General features: G+C 61.6%; 21 protein-coding genes and 2 pseudogenes. 10 read left to right on the top strand and 13 right to left on the bottom strand.

All coding sequences use genetic code 11. The annotated features are described in order from the left end of the window. Positions 1–5: 5 nt before the first annotated feature. Positions 6–593 (bottom strand): phosphoheptose isomerase, encoded by a 588-nt coding sequence (locus tag VFE81_RS05890; RefSeq protein ID WP_325043694.1) that lies wholly within the window; start codon positions 591–593, stop codon positions 6–8. Between the two features lie 227 nt (positions 594–820). Then, a complete protein-coding gene (locus VFE81_RS05885; protein WP_325043693.1) occupies positions 821–1267 on the bottom strand; it encodes a YraN family protein in 447 nt (148 codons plus the stop codon). A gap of 181 nt (positions 1268–1448) precedes the next feature. On the opposite strand from VFE81_RS05885, the gene rsmI reads away from it, so the two are divergent. After that, positions 1449–2327: a 16S rRNA (cytidine(1402)-2'-O)-methyltransferase gene (rsmI, locus tag VFE81_RS05880; protein WP_325043700.1), complete on the top strand. Its 879-nt coding sequence runs from the start codon at positions 1449–1451 to the stop codon at positions 2325–2327. A 123-nt stretch (positions 2328–2450) separates the two neighbouring features. Here rsmI and VFE81_RS05875 read toward each other — a convergent pair whose 3' ends face one another. Next, entirely contained in the window at positions 2451–3053 is a 603-nt protein-coding gene (locus VFE81_RS05875; RefSeq protein ID WP_414695553.1) for a septal ring lytic transglycosylase RlpA family protein, read from the bottom strand. Positions 3054–3692: 639 nt separating this feature from the next. Between VFE81_RS05875 and VFE81_RS05870 the strand changes: the two genes are divergently transcribed. From VFE81_RS05870 to VFE81_RS05860, 3 genes are all read left to right on the top strand, one after another. After that, positions 3693–4337 (top strand): MBL fold metallo-hydrolase, encoded by a 645-nt coding sequence (locus VFE81_RS05870; RefSeq protein ID WP_325043691.1) that lies wholly within the window; start codon positions 3693–3695, stop codon positions 4335–4337. Beyond that, positions 4334–4963 (top strand): exonuclease, encoded by a 630-nt coding sequence (locus tag VFE81_RS05865; protein WP_325043690.1) that lies wholly within the window; start codon positions 4334–4336, stop codon positions 4961–4963. Before VFE81_RS05870 ends, VFE81_RS05865 begins: the two co-directional genes overlap by 4 nt. A 90-nt stretch (positions 4964–5053) precedes the next feature. Further along, entirely contained in the window at positions 5054–5512 is a 459-nt protein-coding gene (locus VFE81_RS05860) for an Lrp/AsnC family transcriptional regulator (protein WP_325043689.1), read from the top strand. A gap of 68 nt (positions 5513–5580) precedes the next feature. On the opposite strand, the gene VFE81_RS05855 is transcribed toward VFE81_RS05860, so the two are convergent. The 3 genes from VFE81_RS05855 to VFE81_RS05845 all read right to left on the bottom strand — a co-directional run bounded on the left by VFE81_RS05855 (position 5581) and on the right by VFE81_RS05845 (position 8443). Beyond that, positions 5581–6825: a cation diffusion facilitator family transporter gene (locus VFE81_RS05855; RefSeq protein WP_325043688.1), complete on the bottom strand. Its 1245-nt coding sequence runs from the start codon at positions 6823–6825 to the stop codon at positions 5581–5583. 255 nt (positions 6826–7080) lie between these two features. Then, positions 7081–7383 carry an H-NS histone family protein gene (locus tag VFE81_RS05850; RefSeq protein WP_325043687.1) on the bottom strand — a complete coding sequence of 101 codons (303 nt, stop codon included), beginning with the start codon at positions 7381–7383 and terminating at the stop codon, positions 7081–7083. Positions 7384–7780: 397 nt separating this feature from the next. Further along, positions 7781–8443 (bottom strand): HugZ family protein, encoded by a 663-nt coding sequence (locus VFE81_RS05845; protein ID WP_325043686.1) that lies wholly within the window; start codon positions 8441–8443, stop codon positions 7781–7783. Positions 8444–8560: 117 nt separating this feature from the next. On the opposite strand from VFE81_RS05845, the gene VFE81_RS05840 reads away from it, so the two are divergent. Both VFE81_RS05840 and VFE81_RS05835 read left to right on the top strand, forming a co-directional pair. Beyond that, positions 8561–9772, top strand: coding sequence for an MFS transporter (locus VFE81_RS05840; RefSeq protein ID WP_325043685.1), 1212 nt, complete (start codon positions 8561–8563; stop codon positions 9770–9772). Between the two features lie 105 nt (positions 9773–9877). After that, a pseudogene (locus VFE81_RS05835) lies at positions 9878–10678 on the top strand (collagen-like triple helix repeat-containing protein); the annotation flags it as partial. Between the two features lie 230 nt (positions 10679–10908). Here the strand turns inward: VFE81_RS05835 and VFE81_RS05830 are convergent. The 3 genes from VFE81_RS05830 to VFE81_RS05820 all read right to left on the bottom strand — a co-directional run bounded on the left by VFE81_RS05830 (position 10909) and on the right by VFE81_RS05820 (position 14749). Next, complete coding sequence (locus VFE81_RS05830; protein ID WP_325043684.1) at positions 10909–11925, bottom strand: cupin-like domain-containing protein; 1017 nt, start codon at positions 11923–11925, stop codon at positions 10909–10911. A gap of 141 nt (positions 11926–12066) precedes the next feature. Continuing rightward, positions 12067–13212 (bottom strand): branched-chain amino acid ABC transporter substrate-binding protein, encoded by a 1146-nt coding sequence (locus VFE81_RS05825; RefSeq protein WP_325043683.1) that lies wholly within the window; start codon positions 13210–13212, stop codon positions 12067–12069. A 433-nt stretch (positions 13213–13645) separates the two neighbouring features. Next, complete coding sequence (locus VFE81_RS05820) at positions 13646–14749, bottom strand: nitronate monooxygenase (protein ID WP_325043682.1); 1104 nt, start codon at positions 14747–14749, stop codon at positions 13646–13648. Between the two features lie 274 nt (positions 14750–15023). Between VFE81_RS05820 and VFE81_RS05815 the strand changes: the two genes are divergently transcribed. Beyond that, positions 15024–15722, top strand: coding sequence for a dienelactone hydrolase family protein (locus VFE81_RS05815; RefSeq protein WP_325043681.1), 699 nt, complete (start codon positions 15024–15026; stop codon positions 15720–15722). A gap of 111 nt (positions 15723–15833) precedes the next feature. Further along, positions 15834–17354: an amidase gene (locus tag VFE81_RS05810; protein WP_325043680.1), complete on the top strand. Its 1521-nt coding sequence runs from the start codon at positions 15834–15836 to the stop codon at positions 17352–17354. Positions 17355–17358: 4 nt separating this feature from the next. On the opposite strand, the pseudogene VFE81_RS05805 reads toward VFE81_RS05810, so the two are convergent. The 4 genes and pseudogenes from VFE81_RS05805 to VFE81_RS05790 all read right to left on the bottom strand — a co-directional run. Next, positions 17359–17577 (bottom strand): annotated as a pseudogene (locus VFE81_RS05805) (MFS transporter); the annotation flags it as partial. A gap of 59 nt (positions 17578–17636) precedes the next feature. Continuing rightward, positions 17637–17948 (bottom strand): high-potential iron-sulfur protein, encoded by a 312-nt coding sequence (locus VFE81_RS05800; protein WP_325043679.1) that lies wholly within the window; start codon positions 17946–17948, stop codon positions 17637–17639. 202 nt (positions 17949–18150) lie between these two features. Further along, the gene (locus VFE81_RS05795) at positions 18151–19257 is read right to left on the bottom strand and encodes an NAD(P)/FAD-dependent oxidoreductase (RefSeq protein ID WP_325043678.1); all 1107 of its coding nucleotides are present in this window, start codon (positions 19255–19257) and stop codon (positions 18151–18153) included. Positions 19258–19684: 427 nt separating this feature from the next. Beyond that, positions 19685–20662, bottom strand: coding sequence for an AAA family ATPase (locus VFE81_RS05790; protein ID WP_325043677.1), 978 nt, complete (start codon positions 20660–20662; stop codon positions 19685–19687). Between the two features lie 293 nt (positions 20663–20955). Here VFE81_RS05790 and VFE81_RS05785 point away from each other — a divergent pair, with 293 nt between their 5' ends. Together VFE81_RS05785 and VFE81_RS05780 are read left to right on the top strand one after the other, a co-directional pair. After that, on the top strand, positions 20956–21462 hold the full coding sequence (locus VFE81_RS05785; RefSeq protein ID WP_325043676.1) for a hypothetical protein: 507 nt from the start codon (positions 20956–20958) through the stop codon (positions 21460–21462). Between the two features lie 83 nt (positions 21463–21545). Further along, positions 21546–22343, top strand: coding sequence for an endonuclease/exonuclease/phosphatase family protein (locus VFE81_RS05780; RefSeq protein WP_325043675.1), 798 nt, complete (start codon positions 21546–21548; stop codon positions 22341–22343). Positions 22344–22510: the final 167 nt, after the last annotated feature.

The following is a 22510-nucleotide window of genomic DNA, read 5'->3' as shown; positions in this document are numbered from 1 at the left end:
CAGTCTCAGTCTTCGCCCAGCAACATGGCATCAATGCCGTCGCACAGACAATGGATGGTCAGCAAATGCACTTCCTGAATACGCGCGGTGCGATCGGACGGCACACAAATGTGGATATCGGTATCGCCCAGTACTTCCTGCATGCGGCCGCCGCCCTTGCCGGTCAGCGCGACCACGATCATCTCGCGCTCGTGCGCGGCCTCGATCGCGGCCAGCACATTGGCGGAATCGCCGGACGTGGTGATAGCCAGCAGCACATCGCCCGGTTGGCCGAGAGCCCACACCTGCTTCGAAAAAATCTGCTCGAACGAGTAGTCGTTGGCGATCGCGGTGAGCACGGACGTGTCGGTGGACAGCGCGATCGCCGGCAAGCCCGGACGCTCACGCTCGAAGCGGCCGATCAGTTCGGCGGCGAAATGCTGCGAGTCGGCCGCCGAGCCGCCGTTGCCGCACGCAAGAATGCGGCTGCCGTTGGCAAGCGCTGCGAACATCGTGTCGATCGCAGCGGCGATCGACATCGACAGGGTTTCGAGGGCTTCGAGTTTGACTGCCGCGCTGTCGCGGAAGTGTTGTTGAATGCGTTCGACTGACATCGAGTCTCTTTTTTCTACCGCAAATGGACCGCAATGCGCGGCCCTGTTGTGAAGTCGTACTGCGAAGTCGTACCGCTCGGACAAACCATACCGGCAACGCAGTGCGTATGCACAAAATCATCGCGAAATGCGCTGCTTCCTTCCGTTTCCTGTGTGCCGGCGTCGTTCACGAGGCCCGCACGCGAGCGCAAGTTTATCGCACTCACGCGTGTTCTCCGCGCACTGCGTCAGACTTCGTCGGCGCGAAACGCATCGCGCAGCCACACGAGCCGGCCCGCTTCGAACGCAATCACGTCGAAACGGCACGCGGGCTCATCATGCGAACGCCTGCTGCGGGTTGCCAGATAATGCCGCGCGGCACGCACGATCCGCTGCTTCTTTTGCCACCCAATGCTCGCTGCCGCGCCGCCGTAATGCTGCTGTGCACGCGCTCGCACTTCAACGAACACCAGCGCGCCGTCACGGTCGCGCATTACCAGATCGATTTCACCGCCGCGACACAGCACATTGCGCGCGACGAAACGCAAGCGCTGCCGCTGCAAAAACTCCATCGCACGTGCCTCGAAAGCCGCGCCGACGAGTTTGGACCCGGTTGGTCTCGAAAAGTTGTGGGCGTTAGCCGGCGCGCTTACCCGCGCGCTCACCGACTCGCCCACCCGGGAGCCCACGGGCATGCTGGTCGGCACGCATGCCCCTGCGTTTGCCGCAGCGCTCACCTTTGCGCTCATCAGCATGCCCGCCGATGCACTACCCGACGCCGAGTTTGCAGCATGTCGCGCCTGCCCCACGCCCGGTTGGCCCGCCGCTGCGTGGCACAATGGCGGCCTCGTTCTGTCTGTCTGCGTCTTCTGCCTCATGACTCCTCTCTCCGAACTCGCGCAAGGACAGCAATACCCTGCTGCCGCACTGTATGTGGTGGCGACTCCGATCGGCAACATCGCCGACGTCACGCTTCGCGCGTTGCATGTGCTCGGGCTGGTGGATCGCATCGCCGCCGAAGACACCCGCAACACAGGCCAATTGCTCGCGCGCTACGGCATCTCGAAACCGCTCGTCGCGGTTCATCAACACAACGAGCGGGCCGCGGCGCTGCGCCTGATCGAACATCTGCAAGCGGGCGAACGCGTGGCCTACGTGTCCGATGCGGGCACGCCCGGCATCTCGGATCCCGGCGCGAAACTCGTCGACGCCGTGCGCGAAGCCGGTTTCCCGGTCATCCCGCTGCCCGGCGCAAGCGCGCTCGCCACTGCGTTGAGCGCGGCCGGCGACTGGGTCGCAACGTTCTCGTTCCTCGGCTTTCTGCCGCCGAAGGCAAAAGCACGCTCGGCGGCACTCCAGCCGCTTGCAAGCCATCCGCACGCAATGGTGTTCTACGAAGCGCCGCACCGGATCGTCGAAACAGTGCAGGCGTTGGCCGACGCATTCGGCGGCGAGCGCAAGCTGCTGATCGCACGGGAAATGACGAAGTTACATGAAACGCTGCACCGTAGCACCCTGGCCGAAGGGCCAACGTGGCTCGCGGCCGATTCGAACCGGCAACGCGGTGAGTTCGTACTGGTAGTGGAAGGCGCCGAGCCGGAAGCCGCAGGCGAACACGATCACGACGCGTTGCTAGGCATCCTGCTGGAAGAGTTGACGGTGAGCAGCGCGGCAAAAGTCGCGGCGACTATCACAGGCGCATCGCGCAACGCACTCTACACGCGCGCTTTAGCGCTGAAGAAAGACGAGGGATAAAGCGAACAGGTAAAAGAAAGGGCCGCGCGATGCGGCCCTTCGTCTTTTGGCAAACACGGCATGAGATGCCGCCGTGCCGCCCGGCGTCACGGACGCGCTGGCGGCGCGCCCGCGGCCACTACATTACTTCTCTGCGCTCGAACCGGAGTTCGACGCCAGCATTTCATTACGCGCAGCGCGTGCTTCCTGCTGCGTCAGACCTTCGATCTGCACGCGCGCAGTACCGGCATGGCGCATGTCGAGCGCGGCGGCGGCGGCCATCGACAAGTCGATGATCCGGCCGCGCGCATACGGGCCGCGGTCGTTGATACGTACGACGACCGAGCGCGAAGTAGCCGGATTGGTCACACGGACATACGAGCCGAGCGGCAATGTACGGTGCGCTGCGGTCAACGCGTGCATATCGAAACGTTCGCCATTGGCGGTGCGGCGGCCATGGAAGCCACGGCCGTACCACGAAGCGCGGCCGGTCTGATGAAAGTCCGAAATGCTCGAACCATCGTCCGTCAGCGGCTTGGCATCGGCCAACGACGAGCCCTTGGCGGCTGCGTCGGAGGCTGGCGCGCTACCGAAGGATTGCGGGCCGAACGAGCCTGCCTGCGCGCTCTTCGTGCTCAGCGGCGCGCCGCTTTCGGACGTGCTGGTCGCGCCTGGAGGCGTAGCACAGCCGGCCAGCACAAAAAAGGCAAAAATAGTCCCCAGACTACGGGATAACCGAGTTTTCATAAGACGTGCAATCAAATTGTCGAGCCGCATCACGCGAAAAGTTGAGCGTGTTGCCTGCGACTCCGGCGGCAATGGACGACAACGCGCCGCGCAGAAGAGCGCAGTACGTCAAAGCCCGGATGCGGCTTACCCAGCCGCTACCGCACGGTTAATTTTCACGTCTGGCGCAACCTGTCCCCGGCAGCCTGACCAGACCCCACATGCCGCCATCGAACGTGGCAAACACGTTCTTGCGCGCGGAACTCAGCGCGCAGGAACAGCGGCGTAGGCCCCACCCAGCGTCACGGCATTTAGGTCCGTTGCAGGCGCGCGGCGCCTGGCTGGGTAAGACGTGTGCATCGAATGCATCGATACCTGATGGCCGCCCAAAACCGCGACAGCCCATACTTGAGTGGCAATCCGCGTGCCCATTTTTGATGGGGACGCATCGCCGTGTGGCATGCACAATTCCTTGTGCATGGAAGTCATTATACCCAAAAGAAAAATTTGAGATGGCAAGCGACTGAAAACCTTGATGAATTTTCACTCCTGCTGCAAAAATGGGCAGCCGAAAGCCCGCTGCAGCGGAGCATCGAGGCCCTCGACGGGCATCGACGAGACGCCGGTACAATCAACGTTTTTCCAGCGGCGCCGTCATCCATGAAAGTCACCTTGATCCCCGTCACGCCGTTCCAGCAGAACAGCTCGTTACTCGTTTGCGAGGCAACCGGACGCGCGGCCGTCGTCGATCCGGGCGGCGACCTGGATGTCATCCAGGGTGAAATCGCGCGCCAGAACGTGACGGTTGAAAAAGTCTTCCTCACGCATGGCCACATCGATCACTGTGCCGGCGCGAAGACGCTCGCCACGCACTACGGCGTGCCGATCGAAGGCCCGCATCCCGACGAAAGTTTCTGGCTCGACAAGCTGCCGGATCAAAGCACGCGCTTCGGCTTTCCCGCAGCCGAGGCGTTCGAGCCGGACCGTTGGCTGCAAGACGGCGAGACCGTTAACTTCGGCGACGAAACCCTCGAGGTCTATCACTGCCCCGGGCACACACCGGGTCACGTGGTGTTCTTCAGCCGCGCGCATCGGCTCGCGCTGGTGGGCGACGTACTGTTCGCGGGCTCGATCGGCCGCACGGATTTTCCGCGCGGTAATCACGCCGACCTCGTACGCGCGATCCGTGAAAAACTCTGGCCGCTCGGCGACGACGTCACCTTCGTTCCGGGCCACGGTCCGACCTCCACGTTCGGCGTCGAGCGCCGCACCAATCCGTATGTGGCTGACGGAGTCCAGGCATGAGCAGCGAAATCTTTGTGAGCACCGACGTCGAAGCAGACGGTCCGATTCCCGGCCCGCATTCGATGCTCAGTTTTGCTTCCGCCGCGTACACGGAAGACAAGCAACTGATCGCCACCTTCTCGGCAAATCTCGAATTGCTCGACGGCGCCAAGCCGCATCCTGTGCAGGAAGTATGGTGGAAAACGCAACCGGAAGCATGGGAAGCCTGTCGCAAAGATTTGCAGGATCCGCAGGCCGCGCTGACGGCCTATGTCGAATGGGTCGAGGCGTTGCCGGGCAAACCCGTGTTCGTGGCGATGCCGGCTGGTTTCGACTTCACCTATATGTTCTGGTACATGATGCGGTTTGTCGGCCGCTGTCCGTTTTCGTGGTCGGCGCTCGACATCAAGACGCTGGCCTTCGCATTGACCGGCCTGCCGTACCGCAAGAACATCAAGCCACGCTTCCCGAAGCACTGGTTCGACGAACATCCGCATACGCATGTCGCGCTGGACGACGCGATCGAACAGGGCGCGCTTTTCTGCAACATGCTCAAGGATCTGCGCACCGTTCAGGCGGCCACGCTGGCAGCCAATAAAGATGGGGACGACTCAGGGCAAAACGCCGCTGAGGAACCGGCAAATTAGGTAATCTCCCTCGTCGAACCCGTTTTACGTTGCGTTTCGTTTTCGCGCCCTCTACTATGCGTTGATACGGCGACGCCAACGGAGGCGCAGTTGACACTCGATACCTTCTCACAAAAAATCCTGCGCCTGCTACAGCTCGACGCACGCCGATCCGTGCAAGAGATTTCCGACCAGGTCGGCCTGTCGAGCACCCCATGCTGGCGCCGTATCAAGGATATGGAGCAATCGGGGGTGATCCAGCGCTACACGGCATTGCTGGATCGCGAAAAGCTGGGCCTGCACGTCTGCGCGCTTGCGCATATCCATCTCACGCGCCACACCGAGGGCGGGGTCGCACAGTTCGAACGGGAAATCGCCACCTGCCCGGAGGTCACCGAGTGCTACAGCACGACTGGCGAATCCGACTACATCCTCAAGATCGTCGCGCCTGATATCAAGGCGTACGACAGCTTTCTGCACGAACGCATCTTCAAGATTCCCGCCGTCGCACAGGTGCGCACGAGCGTAGTGCTGCGCGAAATCAAATTCGATACGCAATTGCCGCTGTGAGACTGTGAAGCTGCGGCTCGCGCGTTCCGGGCGGGCTCGGCTCGATAGACGTCATCCAGCGACGTCTATCAGGTGGCGCTATGCGGTTCCGCAGCCTTGGCGCGGGCGATGGCCTCCCCGGACCCTGTCTCCGTCGAGACGCCGCTTTCCGCCGGCGGTGCGTCCAACCCTTGCAGCACGTCCAGCTTGCGGGCACCCAGGCTGCGCTTGAGCGCGTCCAGATCGACACGAGCCAGACATGGCTCACCACTTTCGGCAGTGCGCGGACCCGCCGCCGACAAAACCACTTCAACATCGAGCCCCGTGCTCAAGTAGTGAATATTGACCGCTGCGGCCTTCACACCACCTGCGGCGAACGCAGCATTGACTTCGGCGACTACCCGATCCCGGTTCGGCAGATTGACAGGCGGGCGCGCAACCGCGTCGTTCTCTGGGTCGACATGGATCAGCGCGTCGAGCACACGGTTGTCGGTCAGCACGCGCAAGCGCGCCGATTCAGCGATGTAGTGCCCTTCCGATACTGAGATCAGCGGGTCGACCAGAATGTGCGCGTCAACGAGGGCGAAGTCACCCGTCTTGCGGGTGCGCATTTCGTGCACGTCGCGCACGCCGGGTGTCGAGAGCAACAGCGCGCGCATGTCGGCGGAGGCGGCCTGGTCGAGCGCGCGGTCGGAAAGATCTTGCAGCGCATCCCAGCCAAACATCCAGCCCATGCGCGCGACCATGAAACCGACAATCGCCGCGGCGATCGGATCGAGCAGGCGCACGCCTGCCAGGCTACCAATAATGCCGAGCGCGACCACCAACGACGAAGCGGCGTCCGAGCGTGCGTGCCATGCGTTCGCAATCAACATCGCTGAACGCACGCGTTGCGCTTCGCGCAGCATGTAGCGAAACAGGCCCTCTTTGGAAATCAGCACCAGCACCGCGACCGCAAGCGCGCTCATATGCACGGCGGGGATGCTTTGCAAATCGGCGAGACGCGTCCCGGCGCGCCACAGCATACCCACGCCGACCAGAATCAGCAGTGCACCCAAAAACAATGACGCAACCGTTTCATAGCGGCTGTGACCGTAATTGTGATCCGCGTCGGGCTTGGCACCACTGTGCCGATTTGCGATTAGCACAACAAAATCGGAAATCAGATCGGCTAACGAATGGATACCGTCGGCGACCAACGCCTGCGAATGGGCAAACACCCCGATGACGATTTGCAGCGTCATCAGCACCGTATTGAGCGCAATGCTGACAAAGGTACTTTTGCGCGCAACGCGATGTTTCTCAGCGGACTGGACGGCGGCGGTGGAAGGCATATCTGAAAACGACACAAAAGTTCAATGCCTGCATTCTACCCGGCGCATCTCGATATGCGCTGAAGAGACCTTAAAAAATCCTTTTAAATCATCCGCTTATCTAAACGAAAAGCATTCGCGTTCCGGTTTCATGAAGTACGTGTAACAAAGAGTCACAACAATTTTCGGAGGCAATAAAAAAACCGCGCCCTTGACGGTACGCGGTTATTTCTCGCAACAGCGGCGCTAGAAGCGCCACTGATTGGTCTATTCGTATTACTTCTGGATCAGAAACTTCTCGCGATCCAGACCTGCGATCCAGCGCGGCGGCTTGCCGCGGCCCGACCACGTGCTACCGCTATCCGGGTCACGATATTTCGGTGCAACGCCTGCGCGCGGGCGGCCAGCTTTCGCAGCCTTGGCACCACGGCCACCGCCAAGTTCAGTCAGCGAAATGCCGTAATCGGTCATTTTCTGCTTGATCTCATTCAACACTTCCGCGTATTCACGCGACTTTGCTTCTTCGATCTGCTTTTCAAGCCTCTCGCGCTGAGCAAGTAGTTCTTTGTAGGACGACATAGGTTCCCTTGTAGTTTGGATAAAATGACTGCCAGTCTTAAGCCAGCTTGCCCTTTGAAGGTGTTCATGCCTCGGAATTTGATGGCGAGATTAACACAAAATAGAAATCCTACAAAAGCGCCGTCGTAAAATTAATCCAGATTCGTTTCAAAAAATTTCATTCGACCGTGATGCTACGCAAATTCTTTCAAATAGATAATTTTCGTACTGTGCTGAAAAACAGGCCCGCACATCAGTAATTACCGGATTAATTACCAAAAAATGAAATTTAAGATGAGAAATTTGCATCAACATTTCATGGCATGAAAGCTTTAACATGCAACGTCAGAACATATTCGGACGCACGCTCCGCCCTGTTATTGCGGCATGAGTGTTTTCCCGAAACAGTAACCAGAACTTAATTAGCGTGGCGCTGGATGCAATCCTCGAGCGCCGCATGCAAGGTTCCGGTATTGAGTTTGGCGTCGTCAAAGACAAAACGGGTACGCGCACCATCCAGCTTCAGATCAGCGCCATATCGATCGACGCCGAGCAGTTGAAGTCCTCCGGCAACCGGGGAAAGACCGGCGAAGAGCCTGATCAACGCGTCTTCTTCATCGCAGCCGAGGGGAGGCAGTGGATCGAGTTCGGCACCGTCGAGCCAGCCCATCGCGCCGAAGCCGCCGATATAGCGCAGCCGTTCGAGTCTCATCGCCCAGAACGTGAAATCGCCGAGAGCCAGATACCGTTCCGCATCCGCGTGATAGCGCAGATAGCGCTGCACGACTTCGGGAGTCGCGTCGACCGGTTCGAATGTGCCGAGCAAAGTGACACGCTGGCCGCTCAGCACGTCGCCGTCGGGTGCGTCGACGACCAGAAATCCGGCGCGCGGGTCGGCGTGCAGGTTGTGCGTATGCTCGGCGAGCCGGCTCACGAGGATCGTCGGACGATGCTGTGGGTCCGGCGCGAACGGCAACACCGACGGATAAGGAAAGCCTTGCGGCTGGCGCGCGTGGGTAGCGAGCGTACCGATAGCGGCCAGATGCAGCAGATGGATCGGAGCGTGAGCGGGAATGTTCAAGTGCGCGTTCCTCGAGTGTTGGATCAATCCGCTCCAAGCATAAGACAGTGCGCTTCGTTAGAATCGGAAATTCGCTTTCAACGCGCTTTCTTACGCGTCCTCCTTCACGAGATTTCAGTGTCCGACCGTTCCTCCGAATTCGCCCCCCTCCCCGCTGCTCATCGCGATCTCTCCGACAGCGCACGGCAGCGCGCGCGGATCGCCACGATGGCGGTGTTCTTCATCGCCGGCATGATGTACGCATCGTGGGGGGTGCATGTGCCGACCGTGCGCGACCGCTTCCACCTGAACGCGGCGATGCTCTCGTTTGCGTTGCTGGCCGTGGCCGGTGGCTCGATCGGCGCAATGGCGGCGACTGCGTCGTGGATTGCGCGGGTCGGCACGCGCCGCGCCTGCCTGACTGGCGGCCTGGTGATGACAGCATGTGCGGCGCTCATCCTGATCGTGCCGGCTTACTGGATGTTGCTGATCGTGCTGGCCGTCTTCGGCGCCGGCATGGCCACGCTCGACGTCGCAATGAACGCGGAGGCCAGCGCTGTCGAGAAGACGCTCGGCCGGCCGATCATGTCGTCGCTGCACGGCATGTTCAGCGTCGGCGGCATGTTCGGCGCGGCGGTGGGCGGCGCCTTGTTGTCACGCGGCATGGCACCGGCTGTGCATCTCGCGCTGGCCGCGGCGGTCAGCGCGCTGGTGCTGATCGCCGCCTGCCCTTCGGTGCTGCCGCACGTGCCGCATGCCGACCATCCCGACGCCGCCACGCCACGCGCCAACCGCTGGCGCTCGCCGGCCCTGTGGGCGCTCGGCGCGATGGCGCTGGTCGCACTGATCGCAGAAGGCGCGATGTACGACTGGGCCACTGTTTATATGCGCGACGTCGTGCTGTCCACGCCGGCCGTCGCGAGCGCGGCCTACGCGGCGTTTTCGGGCGGCATGGCCGCGGCGCGTTTCGCCGGCGACACTGTGCGAGCCCGCTTCGGCGCACCGCAACTGGTGATGGCGAGCGCATCCCTTGCCTGCGCGGGGATGGTCGGCGCGCTGCTGCTGCCGAACCCGGTCGCCGCTCTCATCGGCTTCACGCTGATGGGTCTCGGACTCGCGAACATGATGCCCGTGCTGTTCGCGGCAGCGGCGAGCGTCAAAGGCATTCACGCCGCCGAAGGACTCGCGCACGTCGCCGGGCTGGCGTACTTCGGGCTAATGCTCGGGCCGGTGATCATCGGCGCGGTGACGCACGTGACCAGCTTGCCGATCGGCTTGTCCGTCGTGGCCTTGTGTTCGGCGCTGATCGCGATCGCAGGTCCGAAGGTGCTGCGGCGTTTGAAGCTTTGACCTGGACGCGCGCTGCCGCTGCATCGGCGGACGTTGCGCAATATGAAAAACCCCAAGCTTACGTTACGTTACGCGATGCCTGCACGCTGATGTGTTCCCCACCACATCGGCGGTGTGACCGGTCTCGGGGCACCGCTGAACGGATTGCTGTCGACCATCGGTCATGGCCTCGACAATGCGGGTAGCCAGGTCAGCGGTGCGACCAACAACCCGATCGGCCAGAACCTCGGCAATGTCGTGACCAAGCTCGGCGATACGGTCACCTCGGCAGGCGGCCTGCTGACCGCGGGCGGTTCGAGCAGCGGCAACCCACTTGGCGGCCTCACCGGCATCCTGAATCCGGGCGGCAGCGGCAGCACTACGAATCCGCTGGCACCGTTGACTAGCATCCTCAGCGCGTTGCCGGGCACCTTGAGCGGCGGTCTGACAGGCGGCAACGGTTCGAGCAGTCCGCTGGCACCCTTGACCAGCATCCTCAGCACGGTGACGGGCAGTCTCGGTGGCATTTCCGGCGGCTCGGGCAGCCCGCTTGCACCGCTGACCAGTGTTCTCAGCACCGTGACCGGCAGCCTCGGCGGCCTCGGTGGCACCTCCGGCGGCATAGCCAGCCCGTTGGCACCGCTGACAGGCATTGTGACCTCGGTCACCGGCGCATTGAGCGGCGCGACCGGCGGTAGCAGCAGCAATCCGCTGGCACCGGTGACGGCTGCGGTGTCGTCACTGACAGGCGCCCTCGGGTCGGCGGCGGGTTCGGGCAGCAGCGGCGGAACCACCAACCCGCTGGCGCCGATCACCGGTCTACTGAGCACCGTCACCGGCGCATTGACCGGTACGGCGGGCACTGCTGGCGGCACCACGGGCGGCGGCTTGCTCGGCGGTCTAGGCGGCCTGACGACGAAGAAGTAACGAATACGAATAACGACAGCAAATAACGGCGCGACAAAAAACAGGCGCTAAAAGGGGGGCGGCGAACCGGGTCAACCGGTTCGCCGTTTTTTTATCTGCAACGGGTGGGGGTAAGAGATAGATGCGCAATCCGGGGTGACTGCCGCAAGGACACGGAAGCCGCACGTGAAAGCGGCCGCGGCAAGCACACTCAAACCACAATCAAAAACGCGGACACATTCACCAGCGCATCACAGTTCGTGATACGTAACGTAATTATTCGAGAAGTCGTTACGCTGCAGAAAATTGGTAAACGTCATCGTCACCGAGGCATCGAGTCCTTCCACGTAATGCCACCAGCCGATCGGTAGAAATAGCGATTCGCCGGGTTCAAGCGTGCATTCCACCAGATTCGCATTACGCATCGACGGAAACTGCTCGTGGTCGATCGCGCTGCCGTCCACCTGCGAATAGCAATGGAGAAAGTTGGCCATATGCGGTGTATCGGACAACGGCACCAGCTTGATCTGTTTGCGGCCGATCACCTGCGCCATGAAGTTATTGGTCAGATCATGGTGAAACGGCGTCTTCGTTCCAGCCGGTCCCATCCAGAAAAAACCGGTATCGGGCGATCCGGCATCGAGATATTCGCCGATGGCCGGCACATCGGGCCATAACGCCGCGAGTGCTGCGCGATTGTGCGAGGTGTTATTGGCGGTCATGTAGAAATCGTTTGTCGGGCCGCTGCGCTCAACGAGATCGACATAATCGGCAAAACGCATCATGCGCTTGAGCTTGGGCTGATTGATTTCATAATTCGCATCCGACTCGCGGCCGAACTGCACTTCGACTTCGCAATCGCCGCAACGCTCGCGAAAGTAGTCGAAACTCCACTGCGTACGCGCCGGCCAGAAATCGAACGCACCGGTGATGATGACCGGCCGGTTCTGAAAGTAGTACTGCTCAAAGAACTCGTCGCGCGATAAACGCTCGCGCCTTTGGATCACGTCACTTCCCGCACGCATACGATTGAGCGTGCCGTACACCGACAATATCCATTCACGCTTGCGCAAACGATTGCGCAAACGCGTCGCACCTTCAAAGTAAGGACTCGCGAGCGCTGCCGCGATTTCGCGCGCAGCTTCGGCCGGGTCGAAACCATGTCCGACCAGCGCTCCATGCAAGGCGGGCGGCGGTGCGTCGAGCAGCAGATTCTCGGCAATCCAGCGGCGCCAGCCGTTGTCGATCGAACGGATCACAGTGGTCACGGCATTCTCCCGAACGATATTCTCAAACCCAGCAGCCTCTCACGCAAATGCCCAAAAGAAAAGGCACGCGAGCCATACGGCGCACGTGCCTTTTAACTACCTGACCGAAGACAAACAAAGCTGTCTTCGATCATGCGGCCTTTACATCTTCACTACGTCGAGCAGCGTCTTCTTGCCGCCCTTGTAGTCATACAGCGAGATCACGCCGTGTTGAAGGTCGCCCTTCGAGTCGAACGTGGTTTCACCGATCACACCCTTGTAGTCGGTGCTCGGCATTGCTGCCAGGATCTTCGCCGGATCGGTCGAGTTCGCACGCTTCATTGCGTCGACGATGATGTACACAGCGTCATACGTGAACGGAGCGTAGATCTGGATCGGCTGACCGAAACGCTTCTGATACTTGGCGAGGAACGCTGCGCCGCCAGCCATCTTCTCGAGCGCCATACCGGCTTCCGAGCAGACGATGTTGTCGGTTGCGTCGCCAGCCAGGTCCGACAGCTTGTCGGTACACACGCCGTCACCTGCCAGCACCTTCGCGCGCAGGCCGAGCTGCTTGGCTTGCTTGGCGAATGGGCCGCCGGTGGCGTCCATGCCGCCGTACATGATCGCATCCGGGTTTTCGCCCTTGATCTTCGTCAGAATTGCGCGGAAGTCGACAGCCTTGTCGTTAGTCGCGTCATGCGACATCACGTTCATGCCGAGCGACTTGGCGGTCTTCTCGAATTCGTTGGCAAGACCCTGGCCATAAGCGGTCGAGTCGTCGACGATTGCGACGCTCTTCATCTTCATGGTCTTCGATGCGTAGTTAGCCAGTGCCGGACCTTGTTGCGCATCGGTCGCCACGACGCGGTACGTCGTCTTGAAACCTTGTTGCGTGTAGGCCGGGTTCGTTGCCGACGGCGAGATCTGCACGATGCCAGCATCGCTATAGATCTTCGAAGCCGGAATCGAGGTACCCGAGTTCAAGTGGCCAACCACTGCGACGACCTTATCGTCGACCAGCTTCTGCGCGACTTGCGTAGCCGTACGCGGGTCAGCTGCGTCGTCTTGTGCGTCGAGTTGCAGCGTGATCTTCTGGCCACCGATCGTCAGGCCCTTGGCGTTGATTTCTTCAACTGCCAGGCGCGCGCCGTTTTCGTTGTCTTTACCCAGGTGAGCGATACCGCCGGTCAACGGTGCTACGTGACCGATCTTGACAACCTGGTCCGCTGCCGCAGTCGTTGCCAACGTTGCGAACAGCACAGCCGCGGCGCTGATCGGCAACAGCTTTTGAATCTTGATGTTCATGTAAGTCTCCAGTTTCGGTCCCAAAAACAACGTAATCGCCCTGTGCCCCCGCGTCCCTACACGTGTCGCTCAGTCCCGTGGACGACCACGCCGGTTGCATCGTTCATGCACTTGGCCAGCACGTTCACCAACCTGTTTGTGGCAGGCGGCAACCCGTACTTGCGCGCAAGTGTAGGCCATCAAATTAAATTGTGGGACTTTTTTGAGGAAGTGGGATGAACACTAATAGCGTTTATCCAACAGCGACCTATTACGGCCGGACAGACAGGCTGGAAAGCGCCAACCCATGCGGGTTTCCGCCAGGTGAGAGTTTCGTCTAACGGCAAAGCCTAAAGCTTTTAGCGCGTTAAACCGTTAATAGTTCGAATAGGCATTGCGCTTAAAAACGAGGCGCGTCGCAGATCGCTACGAGACGCGCCTGAGTCATGCTGAATCAACGTTTGAGCGCGGCGATCCGTGCTGCCACAGCACGCCATTCCTGCTCGAGTTGCCCGACCAGTTCGGCAGCACCGAGGCCTTCCCGGCGCTTGCGGCCAAGCGGCGCGCCCTGGCCAGACCAGAGAGACAGATAGTCGCCGTTATCCGCGCGGCTCGCGGTTTGCCGTAGTTCCTGAGTCAAGGCGTTTTGCACCGGATACGGCGCGACCTTATCCGCCGACTCGCTCAAGCGCTCCATCAAAGGATTGCGTATGCCGCGCGCATGCCGGCCGGTTATCGCGCGCGTCACGGCGGTCGACGTGTCGGACATCGACCGTACGCGGGTTTTCCATGCCTGCGGTATCGCACTCTCCAGACAGGTGAGGAACGCGGTGCCCATCACCGCGGCTTGCGCGCCGAGCGCGAGCGCGGCGACGATGCCGCGTCCGTCCATGATGCCGCCCGCGGCCAGGACCGGCAGGCCGGTCGCATCGACGAGTTGCGGCACGAGCGCCATGGTGCCGATCAGCGCCGCCTCGAATGCGCCGATGAAAGTGCCACGATGCGCGCCGGCCTCCGCGCCTTGCGCGGCGATTGCATCGGCGCCCGCGTCGCGCCAGGCGACGCCCTCGGCAACATGAGTCGCGGTGCCTATTACATATAGGCCGTTTGCATGCAGACGGGCAACGTCTTCAGCGGAGAGCAGCCCGAACGTGAAGCTCGCCACCGGCACGCGCAATTCGATCAGCATGTCCAGTTGCGCGCGGAAATCCGGCGCATAGCGTTCGAGCGGCTGACCCGGCGGCAAACCGAGGTCCGCGCGCAGCGGATCGATTGCTTCGAGCGCGTGGCGCACGGTGGCTTCGTTCGGCGCGGCCGGCTCCAGTACAAACAGATTCACGCCGAACGGACGATCCGTCAGCGCGCGAATCGCCGCGACTTCGCTCGCAATCTTCTCAGGCGACAGCGCTGCCGCCGCCAGAAAACCCAGGCCGCCGGCATTCGATACTGCGGCAACCATCGCGGGCGTCGTCGCGCCGCCGGCCATTGGCGCCTGCACGACCGGCACGCGCAACTCGAAACGCGCCGCAAACGGCGTCACAAAATTGCCTTCGTTCATGTTCGTTTCCTTTTCCAACGACGCGCTCGCGGCATCGGCAAGCAGATACTGCGGACTGTACCGAGCCACGCCACGACGGGGAAATGAATTATCGAGAATGTTTCAATCGTCTTACGAGATGGTCGCTGCGCTACGGGCGTCGTCAGGCCGCGCGCGACCTCGCTGCACGGCGTTTCTTTTGATGGCAAACTGATCGGCCGCTTCAGGCATTCACGCCTTTGGCATGCATTCAGACCGACCCCGCGCATCAACGCACGAGTTAATGGAGAGCAACATGAGCACGACTTCCCGCTGGATCGACATTCCCGCCGGCAACGACAGTTTCGGCGGCTATCTGGCGCTGCCCAAAGGCGGTAAGGGACCGGCCGTCATCATCATTCAGGAAATCTTCGGCGTGAACAGCCATATCCGTTCGGTTGCGGATCAGTACGCGCAAGACGGCTACGTCGCGCTTGCACCGGACGTGTTCTGGCGCGTGCAGCCGCGCGTCGAATTGACGTATGACGGTGCGGATCGTGAGAAAGGTATCGAGTTGATGCAAAAGACCAATGTCGACCAGGCGGTGGCCGATATCGGCGCGGCTGCCGCAGCGCTGCGCGCCATGCCGGAAGTGACCGGCAAGGTTGCGGCGATCGGCTTCTGCTTCGGCGGTCAACTCGCGTATCTGGCAGCGGCGCAAGGCTCGCTCGACGGCGCGATCGCTTATTACGGCGGCGGCATCCAGAACAAGCTCGATCAGGCCGCGAAGATCAAAGTGCCGATGCAATTCCACTACGGCGAACTCGACGCGCATATTCCGTTGTCGGCTGTCGGCCAGATTCAGGAGCGCTTCGCCGGCCGCACCGATGCGGAATTCAACATCTATCCGAACGCCGATCACGGCTTCAACTGCTCGGACCGCGCGTCGTATAACCAGCCCGCTTCGGCGCTCGCGCATGGCCGCACGCTGACCTTCCTGGGTGAACGGCTGTAACTCTTCCATGCGCATCGACGAACTGGGCACGACGGGACGTCCGGCAAAGCCGTTCGTCATGCGCATAGGCAACCGGCAGATCCAACGCGCTATAGTGAGGGCCCCTCCGTCGTGCAATCAGACTATCTCGCTCATGACGCCATCGGCCTCGCCGAACTGGTTCGAAGCCGCGAAGCAAGCGCGCGCGAGTTGCTGGACATCGCGATCTCTCGCACCGAAGCCGTCAATCCCGCGATCAACGCGATCGTCCTGAAGGACTACGACGCAGCGCGTCAGCGTGCCTCGCGTGATGATGCGAACAGAGCGAATGGCGCGAACAATTCGGCTGATGGAAGCACGCAGGCAGCACTCGCGGGTGTGCCCTATCTGATCAAGGATCTGGGCGCAGCGGTCGCCGGGCTGCGCATGGCGATGGGCAGCCGTCATTATCGTCACTTCATTCCTACCCAGGACGCACCGGTCGTCGCGCTCGCAAAAGCAGCCGGCCTCAATATCTTCGCCAAGACCAGCACCTCCGAACTCGGTCAGATGCCTTATACGGAGCCCGAACTGTTCGGCGCGTGCCGCAATCCGTGGAATCTCGACCATACGCCAGGCGGCTCCAGCGGCGGGGCGGCCGCGGCGGTCGCCGCGGGCATTGTGCCGCTCGCGCATGCATCGGATGGCGGCGGCTCGATCCGCATTCCCGCTTCATGTTGCGGACTGTTCGGCCTCAAGCCGTCCCGCGGACGTGTGCCGCGCGCCACGCCAACTGCCGCAGTCGGTGAACTCGGCATCGATCACGCGGTATCGCGCAGCGTACGCGACAGCGCGTTGCTGCTCGATCTGCTGGCAGGCAACGCGGACAGGCCACTTGGCGCACCGGGCACTTTCCTTGGCGCAAGCCGTGAGCCATGCAAGCCGTTGAACATTGCCTACGTCACCGATTCGATGCTGGCGCCTTCGCTCTCCGTCGACTCGCGCGCCGCGCTCGAAGACGCCGCGCAACTCGCCAGTTCGCTCGGCCATAACATCGAACCGGTGTCACTGAACATCAATTTCGCGGCAGTCCGCCATGCGTTCCTGATGCTCTGGTCAGTGACGGCGGAAGAAATGGTGCTGAACGCCGATCGCATCACCGGCCGCAAACCGCTGCGCGAGGAATTCGAAATCTCGACATGGGCCATGGCGCACGTCGGCCGCAAACTCGGCGAGCGCGGCCTGCCCAGCGCACTGGAAGAACAGCGCCGCATCACCGAACGCTTAGCCGATTTGCTGAACCGCTATGACGTGCTCCTATGCGCAACGCTCGCCGGTTCACCGATCAAGATCGGCGAAATGCAGCCGACGTCAACCGAGCGCATGCAGATGCGCGCCGTCACGGCAATGCCGCTCGAAGCCCTGATGAAGAAGCTGCTGACCGAAGCGTCGAACAAAGCGTTCGCATGGGCGGGATGCACGGAATTGTTCAATCTGAGCGGACAACCGGCGATGTCGGTGCCGCTCTACTGGAACGCCCGCGGACTGCCTATCGGTGTGCAGTTCGCCACGCGCGAAGGCGGTGAAGCAACGCTGTTGCGACTGGCCGCGCAACTCGAAGCGGCGCGGCCGTGGTTCGACAAACGGCCACCGTTGATACAGGCACGCAGCTAGACGCTCAAGCCGGTTTGCGCTGTGCATCGAGGTCCGCATGGCGCTTGCCGGGGATACACGCCACCGCAACGATCGATAACGCCAGTCCGCCCATCACGTAGTAAGTCGGCGCGATCGGCGAACCCGTGGTGTTGATGAGCCACGTCACGACGAAAGGCCCGAAGCCGCCGAACAGTATCACCGCGACGGTGTACGCGAGCGATAAACCAATCGAGCGCACGTTCGTCGCGATGTTGCGGCGCATTTGCCGCGACACTGAATGTGTACGCGGCTGGAGCGTAATCAGGCCTTCTTGTTATATGCGCTGCACCAACCCTTGCTCGCGACCTGCTTGCCCGCGAACATCGGGCAACCCGCGTAGGCGTCAGTCGGCTTGCCTTGGTAGAAGCTGCAATTGCCGCAGTCCTGGCCCGCTGCGTACTTCGCGAACTTGGCCTTGTCGACTTTGCTCGCGTCGTCCTTGTAGCCGAGCGCTTGCGCGGTCGGGTCGGTCTCGGCGACCTTCGGTGCGTCGGCGAAAGCCTGGCGCGACAGGGCGAAGGTAGATGCAACACCAATGCTGGTGATCAAAAACGTACGACGGGAAGATTTCATGGGGGACTCACTCCATTTATATTGAACTGATCGCCGTTCTGATGACAGCGGTCCCCAAGGATAGCAATGAAGCCGTCGCGCGTGACGGCTCAAATGATAGAGATAACCGAATTGGTACTACCTCGCGCGCGCGTTTCGAGTGCGAAAATGCCGCGCGATCGCGCGACGAGAGCCGCGCGGTGAGAATTCGAGGGTGCGACAATTAAGCGCGCCCACTCAGTTCGCAGACACGCTGAGCGATCGCGAGCGAGGCCGTGAGTCCCGGCGACTCGATACCGAACAGATTGACGAGTCCGCGCACGCCATGCGCGGCCGGACCCTGGATCACAAAGTCGGCGGCAGGCTCGCCCGGGCCGGAAAGCTTCGGACGAATCCCGGCATAAGCGGGTTGCAGGGCATCGTCGGGAAGCGCGGGCCAGTACGCGCGAATCGCAGAATAAAAAGAATCCGCACGACGCGGATCGACGTCGTAGTTGATCGTATCGACCCATTCGACGTCGGGACCGAATCGCGCCTGGCCACCGAGATCGATCGTCAGATGCACGCCGAGGCCTGCTTCGTTTGGCATCGGGTAGATCAGCCGGCTGAACGGCGCGCGCCCCGAGATGCTGAAGTAGTTGCCGCGCGCGAGATAGAGCGGCGGCACATGTCGCGCGTCGAGGCCGCGAATCGTGCGCGCCAGCGCGTTCGCATGCAAACCGGCGCTGTTGATCACGCAGGCGGCGCTAATCGTGGTCGGCGCGCTGCCGCCGACCTTGATGATGAAGCGGGCGTTGCTCGCTTCGATTGCCTCGACCGGCGCGTGGAACGCACACACCGCGCCGCCGCGCTCGGCATCGCCCTGAATCGCCAGCATCAACTGGTGACTATCGACAATGCCGGTCTGCGGCGAGAACACGGCCTCGACACATTCGAGCGCGGGTTCGAGCGCTTGCGCCTGGTCGCCGTTGATCCGCATCAGGTCGAGCACGCCATTTTCACGGCCCTTCGCCATGATGCTTTCGAGCTGAGGAACCTGATTGCGCGAGGTGGCGACCAGCAATTTGCCGCAGCGCGAATGCGGCACGTTGTGCTCGACGCAGTAGTCGTAGAGCATCTCGCGGCCGCGCACACAGAGCGCCGCTTTCAGCGAGCCGCGCGGATAGTAGATCCCCGCGTGAATCACTTCGCTATTGCGCGAGCTGGTGCCCACGCCGATCGCTTCAGCCGCTTCCAGCACGATCACCTCGCGCCCGCGCGCCGCCAGTGCGCGTGCCACTGCGAGACCGACCACGCCCGCGCCGATCACTACACATTCGATTTGATCCATGTCCCTTGACGCAGCTGACCTCGCCGCGCGCTGCCTCATTCACCCGATATAGATGAAGACCGGATGCGGCTATGGAAGACCGCACGCCGCTCGCTGTCGAACACACCTGGCCTTACGCAATCGCTTTGCAAAATTGTACGACGCTGCACAGACGGAAATGCCCGCAGTCGGGCAACTGCGGGCATTCGGTCTTGATCAGGTCTTAAACGTATGGGCCGGACGAGTTCAGTGTACGCCGTCGAAGGTCGCCGCGCTCGACTCTTCATGCGGGCGGGACCCCGTGTGGTGCCGTGTCGTGACAGGCAATCGCATCTCATAATTAGAAACAATTGCCGAGGCATTCATTTCATTTCCGGTAGATGCCCGGTTTCAGACCATAAAAAAGCCGCCCGAAGACGGCTTTCATGCAAAAACAGGGCAAAAAACCTCAAAAACCGATCGGTTTCCGGCGATTTCCGTAATCCAGACGGATATCGCCAGCTTCGATCCGATCGCGCCCGTCGATCCGCGCAGCGCCGAAACCATTCAGAATCGCGCGCCGCATTTCACGCGGCGACGCCAGCTTCAGCGCATCGAGCGCGGCGCCCCCGAGCGTTTCGGGAAAGCGCAGACCCCAGTTATGCGCCGAGCGAATTTCGTCGTAGATCGATTGGGCGATGCGGCGTGCGCCGTCATGATCCGGCGGCGGAATCTCGTACACGTTCATCCGGTTCAGAATCGGCTCCGGGATCGAGCGCTCGTCGTTCGCCGTCGCGATCCAGATCACGTGTCCGGCATTGATCGGAATTTCGGCGAATTCGTCGATGAAGGTCTGCGCCGTATCGTGCTCGAGCAGCGCGTAAAGCGCGCCGAGCGGATCGTATTGCGAATCGCCGGTGGCCTTGTCGATTTCGTCGACGGCGATCACGGGGTTCGCGTAGCTGCCGTTCACGAGCGCATCGAACACTTTGCCTGGCTTCGCGTTCTTCCATTGCGATGAGGCGCCCGACAGAATCCATCCCGCCGTCAGCGAACTCATCGCCACGTATTGGTAGGCGGTGCCGAGCAGGCGCGCCAACTGCTTCGCAAAGTGCGTCTTACCGATGCCCGGGTCACCGAGCAGCAAAATCGGCATCAATTCGAGCCGGTCTTCCGTCTCGATACACAAGGCGACCTGCTTGCGGATGTCGTCGAGCGGCGCTGAAAAGTTGGGCAGTGCGTCGATCAGATCGTCGATCGACGGCATCCGGTTCGGCTTGACGCAGAAGCGCAGATTGCCGGTTTTCAGCATCTTTTCGTACGTGGCGCGCAGCGCCTCGTTCGCGCCTTCGCCGAGATCGTTCAGCGCGGTTTCGACCTGATCGAGGTCGTATACCCGACTGAAAGATGCCACGGCGATTTCCTGTTTGACCATTGCTGTTGTCATCGCTCACCCCGTCTGGCTGGTCTTGCTGCTGCGGCACCTGATGGGCGCCGTTTCAGGTCCAGTGTAACGGGGCCATATTCGTGTGCAAGCCAGCAGTCATGCGGCTCTGCTGCTAACAACGGCTTGGTTCCGGCAACGCCCCGGAGGAAGTCCCTTCGAGAATTCCTCCCACCTGCGAAATGGTGTGTTGCTGAACCCGGCCCCGTTTCAGGTGTCAGAAAAGCGTTCAGCCCATCAGGGGTAAGATGGCCCTCTGACTACTCTGCCGGACGCAGTGACCGGAGACTCCTTCTATGTGGAAAACCAGTATCGTTGCCGTGCTAACCGCCGCGCTGTTCGGCACGTCGTTACCTGCGAACGCGCAACAAGGAACGGCGCAGCAGGTCGTGCAATGGCAGTTGCAGGTCATGCGCGACGGCCAGCAGATCGACGCGTTCGACGGCACCACCACCGTCGGTCAGGCCCGCACGGACACGCATCACAAGGTGGTGCAGCATAACGTCGGCTGTAAAGACCAGCCCGGCGGCAGCATCGATCTGGCGCGCACGCTGACTGTCTCGCCGCTGCAGGCGGATGCGAATGCGGTCACGCTGTCGATTGAAGCCCAGGAAACGTTCGAGGGCGACACCGCGCAACAAACCGACACCGGCTGCAAGCTGCCGCCGCAACCGCGTCAGGTGAGCGCGAGCCACCCGGGCCTGAAAGTGCCGGCGGGACAGTGGGCCAGCTGGACGATCGTCGACAAGAATCCGAACCTCGTCTATCGCGTGCGTGCGAGCCCCGCGAACAGCACGAATTAGCGCAAACCCTTGCAGACCCACGCGAATCAAAGCGAATTGAAGCGAATAACCGAAGCCTCAACAGAACACGTGGACAACGCGGCATGCGAAACCCAGAAGAATTGATCCGCGAGAGCGTAGCGCCCAAGGATTTCATTGCGGTGAGCTGGAATCTGCATAAGGGCCGCACACCGCTCGGCTTTCAGGCCTGGCAGGCGATGCAGCGCTGGGTTCAGTCGACCCATGCGGACGCGTATTTTTTACAGGAAGCCATGGCGCGGCGCATGCCTTCGCCGATATTGGCGAGTAATTTCGGTGCGCCACTCGCCGATCCGTTGAGCGATGTCTGGCATTGCCAGGCCACCGAAATCGCACGCGCGGCCGAACTCGAAATCGCGCTTGGCCCGAACGTGTTCAAGCCATCGTGGCGGCACGGCAATGCGATCTTGTCGCCTCATCCGCTCGATCTTGGCGGGCGCTGGGATATCTCCGCGCATCGATTCGAAAAGCGTGGTCTGCTGGTGGCACGGGCGACCTTCGGCGGTCATTCGGTCACGCTGCTGTGCGCGCATCTGGCGCTCACGCGCTCGGCGCGCTTGCGGCAAATGAACTGGATCGCGCACTGGATCGCGAAGGAGGCGCCGGAAGGTCCGCTGGTGCTAGCGGGCGACTTCAACGACTGGCGCAACGACTCGGTGCCGCTCTTCGCCGAACACGGCTTGCAGGAAGTGGCGACGCTGCTCGGCGAATCGGGCCGCACGTTTCCGGCCTTCTCGCCGGCGCTCGCACTCGACAAGATGTTCGTGCGCGGCATGAAACCCGTCGAATGGATCCAGCCAACGCAGGAAACCGCCTGGCTCTCCGATCATTTGCCGTATATGGCGCGGCTGCGGGTGGAGTGAGCTAAATCGAAGGGCGGCATGGCCGCCCTCAGACTGCTGACCAACCCCACGTTTTTCGGAGCGTGGGGTTTTATTTTTCAGGCCAGGCAGATCGTGCGATGGGCCTCCCCAGATCGGGCGAAGCGGGCCAGAAACGCGCTGGCGAGCCTGTGCAGGACGCCAGGACG

The organism is Paraburkholderia sp. (genome assembly GCF_035656215.1).
Lineage (GTDB): Bacteria > Pseudomonadota > Gammaproteobacteria > Burkholderiales > Burkholderiaceae > Paraburkholderia.
Note: the sequence above shows the minus strand (reverse complement) of the source record. Positions and strands in the feature narration are given on the sequence as shown.